The organism is Roseovarius aquimarinus, from assembly GCF_043661195.1.
Taxonomy (GTDB): domain Bacteria; phylum Pseudomonadota; class Alphaproteobacteria; order Rhodobacterales; family Rhodobacteraceae; genus Roseovarius; species Roseovarius aquimarinus.
This window is the reverse complement of the sequence record NZ_JBIHMM010000001.1, coordinates 890,336-904,209: the sequence shown is the minus strand read 5'-3', so window position 1 is coordinate 904,209 and position 13,874 is coordinate 890,336. Positions and strand designations below refer to the sequence as shown.

16 protein-coding genes are annotated in these 13,874 nt (G+C 67.8%); 4 read left to right on the top strand and 12 right to left on the bottom strand.

Annotated elements, in window-relative coordinates:
- Positions 1 to 25: 25 nt before the first annotated feature.
- The 4 genes from ACGRVM_RS04240 to ACGRVM_RS04225 form a co-directional block, all read right to left on the bottom strand.
- Entirely contained in the window at positions 26 to 1,210 is a 1,185-nt protein-coding gene (locus ACGRVM_RS04240) for a vWA domain-containing protein (protein WP_377168365.1), read from the bottom strand.
- A gap of 14 nt (positions 1,211 to 1,224) precedes the next feature.
- The gene (locus tag ACGRVM_RS04235; RefSeq protein ID WP_377168367.1) at positions 1,225 to 1,395 is read right to left on the bottom strand and encodes a hypothetical protein; all 171 of its coding nucleotides are present in this window, start codon (positions 1,393 to 1,395) and stop codon (positions 1,225 to 1,227) included.
- A gap of 3 nt (positions 1,396 to 1,398) precedes the next feature.
- Positions 1,399 to 2,763 carry a DUF2927 domain-containing protein gene (locus ACGRVM_RS04230; RefSeq protein ID WP_377168369.1) on the bottom strand — a complete coding sequence of 455 codons (1,365 nt, stop codon included), beginning with the start codon at positions 2,761 to 2,763 and terminating at the stop codon, positions 1,399 to 1,401.
- A gap of 214 nt (positions 2,764 to 2,977) precedes the next feature.
- Positions 2,978 to 3,817 (bottom strand): AAA family ATPase, encoded by an 840-nt coding sequence (locus tag ACGRVM_RS04225; protein ID WP_377168371.1) that lies wholly within the window; start codon positions 3,815 to 3,817, stop codon positions 2,978 to 2,980.
- A 143-nt stretch (positions 3,818 to 3,960) separates the two neighbouring features.
- On the opposite strand from ACGRVM_RS04225, the gene dksA reads away from it, so the two are divergent.
- Positions 3,961 to 4,434 carry an RNA polymerase-binding protein DksA gene (gene dksA, locus ACGRVM_RS04220; protein ID WP_377168373.1) on the top strand — a complete coding sequence of 158 codons (474 nt, stop codon included), beginning with the start codon at positions 3,961 to 3,963 and terminating at the stop codon, positions 4,432 to 4,434.
- A gap of 71 nt (positions 4,435 to 4,505) precedes the next feature.
- Complete coding sequence (locus tag ACGRVM_RS04215) at positions 4,506 to 5,654, top strand: FAD-dependent monooxygenase (protein ID WP_377168375.1); 1,149 nt, start codon at positions 4,506 to 4,508, stop codon at positions 5,652 to 5,654.
- Here ACGRVM_RS04215 and ACGRVM_RS04210 read toward each other — a convergent pair.
- Positions 5,641 to 6,054, bottom strand: a complete 414-nt coding sequence (locus ACGRVM_RS04210) for a Fur family transcriptional regulator (RefSeq protein WP_377168377.1) — start codon at positions 6,052 to 6,054, stop codon at positions 5,641 to 5,643. The two genes, ACGRVM_RS04215 and ACGRVM_RS04210, sit on opposite strands and share 14 nt — an antisense overlap.
- A gap of 382 nt (positions 6,055 to 6,436) precedes the next feature.
- On the opposite strand from ACGRVM_RS04210, the gene ACGRVM_RS04205 reads away from it, so the two are divergent.
- Positions 6,437 to 7,744: a DEAD/DEAH box helicase gene (locus tag ACGRVM_RS04205; RefSeq protein WP_377168379.1), complete on the top strand. Its 1,308-nt coding sequence runs from the start codon at positions 6,437 to 6,439 to the stop codon at positions 7,742 to 7,744.
- Between the two features lie 129 nt (positions 7,745 to 7,873).
- Positions 7,874 to 8,032 carry a hypothetical protein gene (locus tag ACGRVM_RS04200; RefSeq protein ID WP_377168381.1) on the top strand — a complete coding sequence of 53 codons (159 nt, stop codon included), beginning with the start codon at positions 7,874 to 7,876 and terminating at the stop codon, positions 8,030 to 8,032.
- A gap of 13 nt (positions 8,033 to 8,045) precedes the next feature.
- Here the strand turns inward: ACGRVM_RS04200 and ACGRVM_RS04195 are convergent, their stop codons facing one another.
- The 7 genes from ACGRVM_RS04195 to chrA all read right to left on the bottom strand — a co-directional run bounded on the left by ACGRVM_RS04195 (position 8,046) and on the right by chrA (position 13,799).
- The gene (locus tag ACGRVM_RS04195; RefSeq protein WP_377168383.1) at positions 8,046 to 9,470 is read right to left on the bottom strand and encodes a protein adenylyltransferase SelO; all 1,425 of its coding nucleotides are present in this window, start codon (positions 9,468 to 9,470) and stop codon (positions 8,046 to 8,048) included.
- A gap of 133 nt (positions 9,471 to 9,603) precedes the next feature.
- The gene (locus ACGRVM_RS04190; protein WP_377168385.1) at positions 9,604 to 10,050 is read right to left on the bottom strand and encodes a GNAT family N-acetyltransferase; all 447 of its coding nucleotides are present in this window, start codon (positions 10,048 to 10,050) and stop codon (positions 9,604 to 9,606) included.
- 76 nt (positions 10,051 to 10,126) lie between these two features.
- Complete coding sequence (locus tag ACGRVM_RS04185; protein ID WP_377168387.1) at positions 10,127 to 10,363, bottom strand: ribbon-helix-helix domain-containing protein; 237 nt, start codon at positions 10,361 to 10,363, stop codon at positions 10,127 to 10,129.
- Complete coding sequence (locus ACGRVM_RS04180) at positions 10,360 to 10,539, bottom strand: DUF4169 family protein (protein ID WP_377168389.1); 180 nt, start codon at positions 10,537 to 10,539, stop codon at positions 10,360 to 10,362. Before ACGRVM_RS04180 ends, ACGRVM_RS04185 begins: the two co-directional genes overlap by 4 nt.
- Complete coding sequence (gene fumC / locus ACGRVM_RS04175; protein WP_377168391.1) at positions 10,536 to 11,939, bottom strand: class II fumarate hydratase; 1,404 nt, start codon at positions 11,937 to 11,939, stop codon at positions 10,536 to 10,538. Before fumC ends, ACGRVM_RS04180 begins: the two co-directional genes overlap by 4 nt.
- 89 nt (positions 11,940 to 12,028) lie before the next feature.
- Positions 12,029 to 12,478 carry an SspB family protein gene (locus ACGRVM_RS04170; protein WP_377168393.1) on the bottom strand — a complete coding sequence of 150 codons (450 nt, stop codon included), beginning with the start codon at positions 12,476 to 12,478 and terminating at the stop codon, positions 12,029 to 12,031.
- Positions 12,479 to 12,551: 73 nt separating this feature from the next.
- The gene (gene chrA / locus ACGRVM_RS04165) at positions 12,552 to 13,799 is read right to left on the bottom strand and encodes a chromate efflux transporter (RefSeq protein ID WP_377168395.1); all 1,248 of its coding nucleotides are present in this window, start codon (positions 13,797 to 13,799) and stop codon (positions 12,552 to 12,554) included.
- Positions 13,800 to 13,874 lie beyond the last annotated feature (75 nt).

The window sequence follows — 13,874 nt, the reverse complement described above, 5'->3', positions numbered from 1 at the left end:
TATTCGGGCCAAGATGAAAGCCGCTTCAGCGCAGCAGGAGGCGCATGCCCTCGTCGAGGCCGCGTAGTGTCATCGGGACCATGCGATCCTCGAAGATGTCGGCGATCATGCGGGTCGATTGGGCGTAGGGCCAACGGGTTTCGGGCAAGGGGTTGATCCAGAGGCTCGAGGGCCATTGCGCGCGGGCGCGGCGCAGCCAGGTCTCGCCCGATTCCGCGTTCCAATGCTCGTTCGCGCCGCCGGGATAGGCGATCTCGTAGGGCGACATGGCCGCGTCGCCGACGAAGATGCAGCGATATTCGGGGCCGTAGGTGCGCAGGATCTCGTCGGTCGGGATCTGCTCGGCCCAGCGGCGGCGATTGTCGCGCCAAACGCCCTCGTAGAGGCAATTATGGAAATAGTAGTATTCGAGATGCTTGAACTCGGCCCGCGCGGCCGAGAAAAGCTCCTCGACGACGCGGATATGCGGATCCATCGAGCCGCCGACATCGAGGAAAAGAAGGACGCGCGCGGCGTTGCGCCGCTCGGGGCGGGTCTTGACGTCGAGATAGCCCTGCTGCGCGGTGGCGCGGATCGTGCCGGGCAGATCGAACTCCTCGCGCGCGCCGTCGCGGGCCCAGCGGCGCAGGCGGCGCAGCGCCATCTTGATGTTGCGCGTGCCGATCTGCACGTCGCCGTCGAGATTGGCGAACTCGCGCCGGTCCCAGACCTTCACCGCGCGCTGGTGGCGCGATCTGTCCTGCCCGATCCGCACGCCCTCGGGATTGTAGCCATAGGCGCCGAAGGGCGAGGTGCCGGCGGTGCCGATCCATTTCGAGCCGCCCTGGTGGCGGCCCTTCTGCTCGGCGAGGCGCTGTTTCAGCGTCTCCATCAGCGCCTCGAAGCCGCCGAGCGCCTCGATCTCGGCGCGCTCTTCGGGGGTGAGGTGCTTTTCGGCCATCTTGCGCAGCCAGTCCTCGGGCAGATCGACGGCGCGCAGCACGTCCGCGTCGGAGATCTGCGCGAGGCCTTCGAAGCTCGCGGCGAAGGCGCGATCGAAACGGTCGATATGCCGCTCGTCCTTCACCATCGCGGCGCGGGCGAGATAATAGAAGCCGTCGATGTCGTAGGTGACGAGACCGGCCGAGACGCCTTCGAGAAAGACGAGATATTCGCGCAGCGAGACCGGCAGTTTCGCCGCGCGCAGGGCCTCGAAGAAGGGCAGGAACATCGCGTCCCGCCCGCCTAAAGCATCTTGGCGCGCTGGATCAGGATCGTCACGAAGAGCGCGGCAAGACCGAAGACCAGCGCATAGACGAAGGCGAATTGCGCGATATCTGCGGGCCGGCCCTTACGGCGGCGGGCCACCAGCGCGCCGATGAGGGCGCCGACGAGTGCCGCGAGTATGACGATCATGCCTTAGCCGTTCCTTCCCTTGAGAGGATTGAGGTTCGACACCTCGCGGAGTTTGGCGCGCACGGCCCAATCCGCGCCGTAGCCGTATCGCGCCCAGCCCAGACTGTCCAGCCGGACCTGCCGCGCTTCGGAGACGCGGCCCGCCAGCTCGAGCGCCTCGGCGCGCATCATCATGAGCTGCGCGAGAAGGCTGGCATTCTCGTGCCGCTCGGCCACCACGATCTGCGGGCCGAGAATGGCCAGCGCGGCCTCGCCGCGGCCTTGCGTGATCGCATAGGCGGCAAGTTGCGCCGCGGCATGGGCGCGGTGAAGCGAGGTTTCGGGCGCGCGGCGGTAATAGGCCTCGGCGGCGGCGAACTGGTTCTGCGCATAGGCCGGATCGCTGCTCTGGCTGATGCGGCCGATGGCGTAATGGGCGAAGGCGCGGCGGTGATCGGTCAGGCCCACCGTCTCGGCGATGCGCATCGCCTTCTCGGCGGCGGCGCGGCGGGTGGCGTTGTTCGCGCCCGGCCCGAGCGCGGTCTGCATCGCGCGCACCCAGGCGCGCGGCGTCGTCGGCAGCGGGCGCGACGCGATGCGCTCGCCCCTCGGATTGAGCCGCGCAAGGATGCCGGGGATCTTGGCCGCCACCTCGCGGCGCGACATGCCCGAGCGCAGCTCGGGCGCGTAGAAGGCGCGCAGCATCAGCATGTCGAAGCCTGTCAGGACCGTGTGCACGTTGTCGTCGTTGAAGACGGAATCGGGCAGGCGGTAGAGATCGTTGAGCGGGCCGAGCGCCTGGCTCAGCTCCTCGTGGAGGCAATCGCGCACCTCCTGCGGGCTCGAATCGTTCGGCACGAAGATGGCGACCTTGCGCCGTGTCTGAAGGCTGCTCCAGGCGGTGACGCTGCTGCGCTTGGCCTTGGCGTATTCCGCGAGGGTCGAGATGTTGGGCACGACGAAGCAGGCGGCCTGGGGCAGGGCGCGGCGGATGTCGTCGCGGCTCACCGCCTCGATGGTGATGTTGGCGGGGCCGGTCACCTGACTGATCTCGATGCTGGCCTCGCTGCGCAGCCGGTGCAACAGGCGCGAGAGATCCGATTGCAGCGTCGCGGGGGGCGCGCCGGTGATGCGCACGCTGATCGGCCCCTCGAAGCGGGTCAGAACGGGCAGGTCGCGGCCCGACTCGAGGCGCATCGAAAGGTCCATAAAGTCGCGCGCCATGTCCTTGTTCGAGCGCGAGGGCGCATCGGGATGGGGCACCGAGAACATCTTGATCGCCGGCATTCCGCCCAGCTCGGGCGTGGCCGCACGCGAGGCGACATCGCCGGACGTGCCCGGCACGCAAGCTCCGAGCATCAGGCAGATCGGCAAAATCATTCGGCGCATGTGCATCCCCATGGTCGCATCGGACAAAGACGCACCTCGGTCGGCCGATTGGCAGCGGGGGCGCGGCCCGATGTCCTTGACGGGCCGATCCTCACGCTGACGTCTCATGTGGCCCTCTCTAAGGAGCATTTGAGACCATTTTTAGGCATCGCGCCGAAAGCGACCGCGCCCCGCAAGCGGGTGGGGGCCACCTGCCACAGAGGCCGCGCGATCTTCATCCCCCGCGCCGCGCCATGAAGGCCAGTCGCTCGAAGAGATGCACGTCCTGCTCGTTCTTCAGAAGCGCGCCGTGCAGACGCGGCAGGGCCGCCTTGGCGTCCTTGCGCAGATCCTCGGGCGTCAGATCCTCGGCCAGAAGCAGGCGCAGCCAGTCCAGAACTTCGGAGGTGGAGGGCTTCTTCTTGAGGCCCTGCTGCTCGCGGATCTCGTAGAATTGCGTCAGCGCCGTGGTCAGCAGCGCCTCCTTGATGCCGGGGTGATGGACCTCGACGATACGGCGCATCGTCTCCATGTCGGGAAAGCGGATGTAATGAAAGAAGCAGCGGCGCAGGAAGGCGTCCGGCAGCTCCTTTTCGTTGTTCGACGTGATGATGACGATCGGGCGCCGCGCGGCGCGGATGGTCTCGCCGGTCTCGTAGACATGGAATTCCATCCGGTCGAGCTCTTGCAGCAGATCGTTCGGAAACTCTATATCGGCCTTGTCGATCTCGTCGATCAGAAGGACGACCCGCTCGGTCGCGGTGAAGGCCTGCCAGAGCTTGCCGGGGCGGATGTAATTGGCGACGTCATGCACCCGCGCATCGCCCAGCTGGCTGTCGCGCAGGCGGCTGACCGCGTCGTATTCGTAAAGGCCCTGATGCGCGCGGGTGGTGGATTTGATGTTCCATTCGATCATCTCGAGGCCCATCGCGGCGGCCACTTGCCGCGCCAGCTCGGTCTTGCCGGTGCCTGGCTCGCCCTTGACGAGGAGAGGGCGCTCGAGCGTGACGGCTGCGTTCACGGCGACGGTCAGGTCATCGGTGGCGACGTAGCTGTCCGTCCCTTCAAATTTCATAGCTCTTTCAATCCTCTTGGCGGCACTGTTCATCCGGCGCGAAGGCCAGCATAGCGCGCAGGCGCCACGCGATCAATGCGCGCATATTTCGTGTAGTGACAACTGCGCCCCATTGCAGTAAACGCCACTCGAGGGGGAGCCAGATGACACAGCATCCTGACGCCTTGGACCTTGATAATAAAGAGGATCAACGCTTGAAAGCCGAAGTTTTCCTGCCCGATGATTACCAGCCCGTCGAAGACGAGCCCTTCATGAACGAGCGCCAGCAAGAGTATTTCCGCCGCAAGCTTATCAGCTGGCGCGAGGATCTGCTGGCCGGCAGCCGCGACACGATCGAGGCGCTTCAGGATGGCACGCGCGCCATTCCCGACGTCGCCGACCGCGCCAGTGAGGAGACGGACCGCGCGCTCGAGTTGCGCACCCGCGACCGCCAGCGCAAGCTGGTCGCCAAGATCGACCAGGCGCTCCGCCGCCTCGACGAGGGCGAGTTCGGCTATTGCCAGATGACGGGCGATCCGATCAGCCTCAAGCGGCTGGATGCGCGCCCCATCGCCACCATGACGCTCGAGGCGCAGGAACGCCACGAGCGCCGCGAGAAGGTGCATCGCGACGATTGAGCGCGTGGCCTTCGGCCGAAATTCGGAACGCCGGGGCTTTCGCTCCGGCGTTTTTCGTATGATCTAGGGGCATGGACATGCAGGGCCTCGATATCGCCGTCATCGGCGCGGGCATCGGCGGGCTGGCCGCCGCACGCGCTTTGGCGCTCCGTGGCGCACGGGTCCGTGTGCTCGAACAGGCCGGCGCGATTTCCGAGGTCGGCGCGGGTCTTCAGATCTCGCCCAACGGCTTCGCGGTGCTGCGCGCTCTCGGCCTCGGCGACGCGCTACGCGGCGCGGGTGTTCAGGGCAGCGCCGTCGCGCTTTATGATTACCGGCGCGGGCCTGTCGTGCGGCTCGATCTCACGCGGCTCGCCTCGCGCGACTACTGGTTCCTGCACCGGGCCGATCTGATCGATATCCTGCACGAGGGCGCGCGCGCGGCGGGCGTGCGGATCGAGCTCGGGTGCCGGGTGACGGATCCGGCGGCGCTCGACGCGGATCTCGTGATTGGCGCGGACGGCCTCCATTCGGTGGTGCGCCGCGCGCTCAACGGCACGCTCGCGCCTTTCTTCACGCGGCAGGTGGCGTGGCGCGCGGTGATCCCGCATGACGGCAGCCGGATGGGCGAGGCGCGCGTTCACATGGCGCCGCGCCGCCATATCGTGAGCTATCCGCTGCGCGGCGGCAGCGCGCTCAACCTCGTCGCGATCGAGGAGCGCGCGGGCTGGTCGGAAGAAAGCTGGAGCGCGGCGGGCGATCCTGAGGATCTGCGCGCGCGTTTCGCCGATTTCGGCGCGGAGACGCAGGCGATGCTGGCGCAGGTGGAGCGCGTGGGCAAATGGGGGCTCTTCCGGCATCCGGTGGCGCCGCTCTGGGGCGAGGGGCGGCTCGCGATCCTCGGCGATGCCGCGCATCCGACGCTGCCCTTCATGGCGCAAGGCGCGTCCCTCGCGCTCGAGGATGCGTGGGTTTTGGCGGCCTCTTTGCACACAGCGCCCGATCTTGCCTCCGCGCTTGCCGCCTACCAGTCCGCCCGGGAGGATCGCGCCCGCGCGATCGTCGAAGCGGCCAACGGCAATGCGTGGAAATATCACTTGAAGTTCAAGCCACTCCGCGCCGCGGCTCATGCGGCGCTCAGGCTGGGCGGTGCGATCGCGCCGGGGCGCATGATGGGCCGGTTCGACTGGATCTACGGCCATGACGTGACCGACGGCGCGGCGCCCCTCAGCCCTTCTTGAGCGGGCGGCCGTAGAGTTCCATCTTGTGGCCCTTCAGCTTGTAGCCGAGCCGCGCCGCGATCTTTTCCTGAAGACGTTCGATCTCGGGGTCGAAGAATTCGATCACGTCGCCGGTCTCGAGGTCGATCAGATGGTCGTGATGGCCGCGCTCGGCATCCTCGTAGCGCGCGCGCCCGTCGCCGAATTCGAGCTTCTCGAGAATGCCCGATTCCTCGAAGAGCTTCACGGTCCGGTAGACCGTCGCGATCGAGATCTTCGGATCGCGCGCCGAGGCGCGGGCATAGAGTTCGTCCACGTCGGGATGATCCTCGGCCTCCTCGAGAACGGCCGCGATGATGCGCCTCTGGCCGGTCATGCGCAGTCCGCGCGCTTCGCAACGGTCGGTGATGGTGTCGGTCATGGGGCCATCCGCTGGGTCTCGTGGCGTCTTGAATACCGCGCATGGGCCGGGATTTCCACCGCTCTCGACGTCCGCGCACACGGTCTACATGCGCAGGGCGGTTGACTTTGATGCCGTCCGCGTCCATTTAGCGTTCAACGACGTTTCCTGCCGCGTGAGCAGCCGGGCCGCCTGCATGGCCGCCCCCAGATACCGAAACGCCGCGAATTGATCCCAATATCACGCGTGGGGCCAGCCGCCGGATCGGCGCGACGGGCAATTCCGCCTGTGCGTCAGGGCCTTGGCGGAACCACGACAGGGCAGGCAGGACGCCGCCCTTCGAGCGGGCGCGCGGCGCCCGTGAAACGGCATGGGGCAGTCCCATGTCCGAAAGGACAAGATTTTGAACCTCTTTGAAGAAATGGGCCTTCCGCCCGTAATGGTCCGCAAGCTGGGCAACATGGGCATCACCGAGCCGACGCCGATCCAGACGCATGCGATTCCGTATGCGCTCGACGGGCATGACGTCATGGGCCTCGCCCAGACCGGCACCGGCAAGACCGCCGCCTTCGGCCTGCCGCTGATCGCGCAGATGATGGCCGCGGACGAGCGTCCCAAGCCGAGAACGGCCACAAGCCTCATCCTCGCGCCGACGCGCGAGCTGGCAAACCAGATCCGCGACACGCTGCTCCCGCTGGTCAAGGACACGCCGATGAAGATCAACGTCGTTGTCGGCGGCGCGTCGATCAATCCTCAGATCGCGCGGCTCGAGAAGGGCACGCATATCCTGGTGGCGACGCCGGGGCGTCTTCTCGATCTCATCGACCGCCGGGCGATCCGGCTCGACGCGACGCGCTTTCTGGTACTCGACGAGGCCGACCAGATGCTCGACATGGGTTTCATCCACGATCTGCGCAAGATCGCCGCGCTTCTGGCGAAGGAGCGTCAGACGATGCTTTTCTCGGCCACCATGTCCAAGCAGATGGAAGAGATTGCCGGGAGCTATCTGACCCATCCGCGCAAGGTGCAGGTGAGCCCGCCGGGCAAGGCCGCCGACAAGGTCACGCAAGCCGTGCATTTCATCGCCAAGGCGGAGAAGCCGAACCTTCTGATCGAGCTTCTGGCCAAGCACAAGGGCGAGTTGGCGCTCGTCTTCGGACGCACCAAGCACGGCTCGGACAAGCTGGCGCGCAAGCTCGAAAGCGCGGGCTTCAAGGTGGCGGCGATCCACGGCAACAAGAGCCAGGGCCAGCGCGAGCGGGCGCTCAAGGCCTTTCGCGACGGGCAGATCCATGTGCTGGTCGCAACGGATGTGGCCGCGCGGGGCCTCGATATCCCGGATGTGAAGCATGTCTATAATTTCGATCTGCCCAACGTGCCCGAGAACTATGTCCACCGCATCGGCCGGACGGCCCGCGCGGGCAAGGACGGTGCGGCCATCGCCTTCTGCGCGCCCGACGAGATGGGCGAGCTGAAGGATATCCAGAAGGTGATGGGCCTCTCGATCCCCGTCGCTTCGGGCCGCGCCTGGGAAGAGCTGCCCGATCCCAAGGCCGCGCCCAAGCGCGGCGGCGGTGGCGGAGCTGGCCGCCGCCGGGGCGGCGGTGGCGGCAAGCCGGGTGGCGGCGGTGGCGGCGGCGCCGCGTCCAAACCGCGCCGTCGGCGCGGTGGCGGTGGCGGGGGCGGCGCACGCAGCAGCCGGGCCGCCTGACCGTCCGCCCGAGCGACAAGATACGCGGCGCGCCGGCAGTTTGTCGCGCGCCGCGAAACACTCACCACAATTTCGCCCCATTGTTGCACTACCCGCGCCTCATACCACGCGGCACGGAAGGGAATCGCAATGGGAGCGGAAGGTCTCGACATCAGCTGGATCGGCGCGATCCTGAGAGAATCCGGCACCGGCCTCGCGGGTCCGGCCACGCAGCTCTGGCCCGTCCTGTTGCTGGCCTCCGCGCTCGTGGGTTTCGGTCTCTACCGCGCGCAGCGCCTCAAGGAGTGAGCCGCGCAGCGCGTCAGGTGCCGCAGAAGGTCCGACGCACGATCTCCGAAGGCTTGGGCGGCGTCTTGAGATACGCGGCCTCCGGACGATCCTCGTAGGGCATCGCAAGCGCCTCCATCATGCGGTGGAAGGGTGCGTCGTCCCCGGCGACCGCCGCGGCGATCATCTCTTCGACGCGGTGATTGCGCGCGATCACGGCGGGGTTGCTCCGCTCCATGCGCTCTCTCCAGCCATCCTCATGGGCGATGCGCGCCCGCCAACGCGCCTGCCACGCCTCGATTGGCGCCGGATCGGTGAATTCGGCGGCGGCCGTCCCGCGCGAGAGCGCCCGGAAGGTGTTGGTGAAATCCGCGCCGCCATCCTCCATAATCCCGAGCAGATCCTCGATCAGCGCGCGATCCTCCTCGCACGGCGCCGCCAGCCCGATCTTGGCGCCGAAGACGCGGAGCCACTCGGCCTCGACAAGGCCGGGCATCGCATGCACCGCCTCGGTGAAATCCGCGATCGCGGCCTCCTGATCGGGCATCAGCGGCACGAGTGCGGTGGCGAGCTGCGCCATGTTCCAGACGATGAGATGCGGCTGGTTCGAATAGGCATAGCGTCCCTGCCGGTCGATCGAGCTGAAGACCTGATCGGCGAAATAGGCGTCCATGAAGGCGCAGGGGCCGTAATCGATCGTCTCGCCGGAAATCGAGGTGTTGTCGGTGTTCATCACGCCGTGGATGAAACCGACGCCCATCCAGCGCGCGACGAGCGCGGCCTGCCGCGCGATCACGGCGCGCAGGAAGCCCGCCGGGCCCTCGGCCTCGGGATAGTGCCGCGCCTTGGCATAGCCGAAAAGGCGTGCCAGACCCTCGAGATCGCGGCGCGCGGCGAAATACTGGAACGTGCCGACGCGCAGATGGCTCGCGGCGGTGCGGGTGAGGACCGCGCCGGGCAGGGCGCCTTCCTGGCGCCAGACCTCCTCGCCCGTGCGCACGGCGGCGAGCGCGCGGGTGGTCGGAATGCCGAGCGCGTACATCGCCTCGCTCAGGACGTATTCGCGCAGCACCGGCCCGAGCCACGCGCGCCCGTCGCCGCCGCGCGACCAGGGCGTCGGCCCCGAGCCCTTGAGCTGGATGTCGCGCCGCACGCCGTGATGGTCCACGACCTCGCCCAGAAGCGTCGCGCGCCCGTCGCCGAGTTGCGCGGAGAACCCGCCGAACTGGTGGCCCGCATAGGCCTGCGCGATAGGCTCGGCGCCCTCGGGCAACTCGTTCCCCGCGAAGATGCGCGCGAGCTCGGAGGCCTCTCCGAGCGCGAGGCCCAGCTCCTCGGCCAGCGGCGCGTTCACCGCGATGAGCGCGGGCGCGGCGACGGGCTGTGGCGGCTGCGCGCTGAAGAACGTGGCGGGCAGGCGCGCATAGGTATTGTCGAAGGGAAAGGCTGTTCTGGTCATGCGCCTCATATAGGCGCCGCGCGCGCCTACGCCAATGCATCCGCGCGATCGCACCGCCCGGCCTTGAGTATTTTCGCCAAGATGAAGCTGTGGGCGCGCGCGCTTGCCCTTGTCCCGCGCGCGCTTCGGGCGTTCATAGACGCCGGGACATGAGGATATAGCCGTCGCGCCCCTCGAAATGCATCTTCTCATAGAAGGCGCGCGTCTTGTCGTCGCCGCGTGCGACCTCGAGATGGAGGGTGCGCAGCCCGGCACCGCCGAGCGCGCGGGGCAGGGCCGAGAGGATCTCGGTGCCGATGCCGCGCCCGCGAACGCCGGGCCGGATATAGATCTCGTCGAGAATCCCGTCGAGCCCGCCATATTCCAGCGACCAGCCGAAGCTGATCGCGGCATAACCGATGGGCGCGCGCACCGGGCCTGCGATATAGATCGCCCCATGCGGCGAGCCGTCGAGCAAGGGCTCGACCGCCGCGCGGCGCGCCGCCTCGTCGAGCGTGATGCCCGCCTCGGCATGGAAGGCAGCGATGAGCGGCAGGACGCGGTCCATGTCGCCGGACTTGGCGAGGGTGAGGGCGGTCATGGGGCCATGGGGCCTTTCAATCGGGGCAATGCGCGCGAGAATGCCCCGCCGCCGCGGCGCTGTAAATCCGTGTGCCTCAGTCGCGGCCTTTTTCCGCCGCCCTGCGGTAATGGCGCAGAACATGAAGGCGCATGGCCGAGGCGAGGCCCATCTCGGTGCCGCGCGCCTCGTCGATGCGGGCGGCGAGCGTGTTGATGGGCAGCCCGCTCTCGGCGGCGATGGCGCGGAAGGCGTCCCAGAATTCCGGCTCGAGCGTGACCGAGGTGCGGTGGCCGCGCAGGGTGAGCGAATGCTTGACCGGGCGCAGGCTCACGTGTCGCGCTCATGCCCGTCGAGCCGGGCCTTGGCGCGCGCGGCTTCGGCGTGCTCCGCCTCCTTCTGCGCCTTCGTGCGGCCGAAGCGGACGGCGTTCTCGTCCGCCTTCTCCTTGGCCGCGCGCCGCGCGCGCTCCTTGCGCGCGCGGCCGAGATTGATCGGCTTGTCCGTCACTTCGGCCCGACCATGTTCTCGGGGCGCACGACGCGGTCGAACGTCTCCTCGTCGACGAAGCCGAGGGCGATCGCCTCCTCCTTGAGCGTCGTGCCGTTCTTGTGCGCCGTCTTGGCGACCTTGGTGGCGTTGTCATAGCCGATCTCGGGCGCGAGCGCGGTGACGAGCATGAGCGACTCGCGCATCAGTTTGTCGATGCGCGTCTCATCCGCCTCGAGTCCGTCCACCAGATTGTCGGTGAAGGCCGAGGCCGCGTCGCCCAGAAGCTGCATGGATTGCAGCACGTTATAGGCCATCATCGGCTTGTAGACGTTGAGCTCGAAATGGCCCTGGCTGCCGGCGAAGCCGACGGCGGCGTCGTTGCCCATGACATGCGCGCAGACCTGCGTCAGCGCCTCGCATTGCGTGGGGTTCACCTTGCCCGGCATGATCGAGCTGCCCGGCTCGTTCTCCGGCAGGATAAGCTCGCCCAGGCCGCAGCGGGGGCCGGAGCCGAGGAAGCGGATGTCGTTGGCGATCTTGAAGAGCGAGCCCGCGACGACGCGCAGCGCGCCCGAGATCTCGACCATCGCGTCATGCGCGGCCAGCGCCTCGAACTTGTTGGGGGCGGTGACGAAGGGCAATCCGGTGATCTCGGCCATGTTGGCCGCGACGCTCTCGGCCCAGCCCTTGGAGGTGTTGAGTCCGGTGCCGACCGCCGTGCCGCCCTGTGCCAGCTCGTAGATGCGCTCGAGCGCCGAATGGATGCGCTCGATCCCCATCGCGACCTGATGCGTGTAGCCCGAGAATTCCTGGCCGAGCGTCAGCGGCGTCGCGTCCTGCGTATGGGTGCGCCCGATCTTGATGATATGCGCCCATTTCTGCGCCTTGGCCTCGAGCGCGTCCTGAAGCTTCTCCAGCCCCGGCAGCGTCACGCCATGCGCCGTCATCGCGGCGGCGATGTGCATCGCGGTCGGGAAGGTGTCGTTCGAGGACTGGCCCATGTTCACATGGTCGTTGGGATGCACCGGATCCTTCGAGCCGATCACGCCGCCCATGATCTCGATCGCGCGGTTGGCGATCACCTCGTTGGCGTTCATGTTCGATTGCGTGCCCGAGCCGGTCTGCCAGACGACAAGCGGGAAGTTGTCGTCGAGATCGCCCGAAATCACCTCGGAGGCGGCCTCGATGATCGCATCGGCGCGCGCCTCGTCGAGCTTGCCGCTCTGCTTGTTGGCCTGCGCGCAGGCTTTCTTGATGACGCCGAGCGCGCGCACGATGGCGACGGGCTGACGCTCCCAGCCGATGGGGAAATTGAGGATCGAGCGCTGGGTCTGGGCGCCCCAGTACTTCTCGGACGGCACCTCGAGAGGGCCGAAGCTGTCGGTTTCGGTGCGGGTGGTGGTCTCGGTCCGGCTCATGCGGGCGCTCCTTCGTCAGGTTCGCCCCCGTCTTAGCGAGTGCGGCGAAAAGTTCAACGCCCCGCGGAGCGCCGCCGCGCGCGCCGCCCTCAGTGCTTGCGGAAGCTGTCGAGGCTCACGATATCGCCGGAATGGGGAGGCGTGTCGTCCTCGTCCTCGTCGCTGTCCTCGTCCTCGCCGTCCTTGGGCTGGGTCTCGAAGCGCAGGCCAAATTCGACGGAGGGATCGACGAAGGTCTGGATCGCGTCATAGGGCACATAGAGATTTTCGGGCGCGTCGCCGAAATTGAGCGTGATGCCGAAGCCCTCGTCGCCCACCTCCAGATTGTCGTACCAATGCTGCATGACCACGGTCATCTCGTTCGGATATCGCTGCTTGAGCCAGTCGGCGAGGGCGGCGTCGGGATGGTTCGTGTCGAAGGTGATGAAGAAATGATGCGCGCCGGGCAGGCCGTTTTCCTGCACATCCTCCAGAACCTCCTGGATCAGGCCGCGCATGGCCCGGTGCATCAGGTTGCCGTATTCGATCGTGCGGGACATGCCCGGGCCTCCGTCTGTCGTCATGGCCTCACAATACGGGATTCGGAGGAAAGGGAAAGGGGCCGCGCGCGCCTCAGCCGATGCCCTGCACGAGCCCGCCTGCCAGTGCCATCAGCCCGAGCGCTGCAAGCATCGGAAGGCGCAGCCAGACGAGCAGGATCGCGGCGAGCGCGGTCAGCGCGGCGGCGCGCGGATCGAGCGTCGAGAGCGCCGGATAGGCGCCGAGCGGGCCCGTCTCGACCCGTGCGAAGAGCACATGCAGCCCGAACCAGAGCGAGAGATTGGCGATCACGCCCACGACCGCCGCCGAGATGGCGCCGAGCGCACCGCGCAGACGCGGCTGGGCGAGAATACGCTCGAGATAAGGGGCGCCGGCGAAGATCCAGAGAAAACAGGGGATGAAGGTGACCCAGAGCGTCAGCGCCCCCGCCGTCAGCGCCATGCCCGCGCCGCCCTGGCCGAAGCCCGCCAGCATCGCGACGAATTGCGTGACGAGGATGAGCGGGCCGGGCGTCGTCTCGGCCAGTCCGAGCGCGTCGATCATCTGCTCGGGTGTGATCCAGCCATGCGTCTGCGTGACGGTCTGCGTCATGTAGGCCAGCACCGCATAGGCGCCGCCGAAGGTGACGACGGCGAGCTTGCTGAAGAACGTCGCGATATCGGCGAGGAACTCCGCGTTCGCCGCATGCACCGCGATGACCGGCGCGGCCCAGAGCGCGCCCCAGATGGCGATGCTGCGCAGCGTGCGCGCCGTCTGGCCCGGAAGGGGCGGGGCGGCGGCTTTGGGCGCTTTGCCCCGCGCGGACCATGCACCCCAGAGCGCGGCGGCGGCGATCACGGCGGGAAAGGGCAGGGCGGCCATGTAGATCGCGGCGAAGGCCAGCACCGCCAGCGCGATCTGCGCGCGCCCCTCGAGCGCGCGCGCGCCGAGCCGCCAGAGCGCCTGCACCACGATGACGAGCACCGCCGCCTTGATGCCGGTAAAGAGCGCGGCGACGAGCGGCACGTCCCCGAATTGCGCATAAGCGAGCGCCAGCGCGAGAATGGCCGCCGCGCCCGGGAGCACGAAGAGAAGCCCCGCCGCGATGCCGCCCCAGGTGCCGCGCAGGCGCCAGCCCGCATAGGTCGCAAGCTGCATCGCCTCGGGGCCGGGCAGCAGCATGCAGAAGCTGAGCGCGCCGAGAAACTGCCGCTGCTCCAGCCAGCCGCGCTTCTCGACCAGCTCGGATTGCATCAGAGCGATCTGCGCCGCCGGCCCGCCGAAGGACAGAAGGCCGATGCGCGCGAAGACGCGAAGGAAGTCGCGGGTCTGGATGCTCATCTCGTCCCTTGTGCCGCACGCGGCGCGTATTTGGCGGCGCCTCTGGCCTGCCCATGCCCGACTATTGCGAAACGC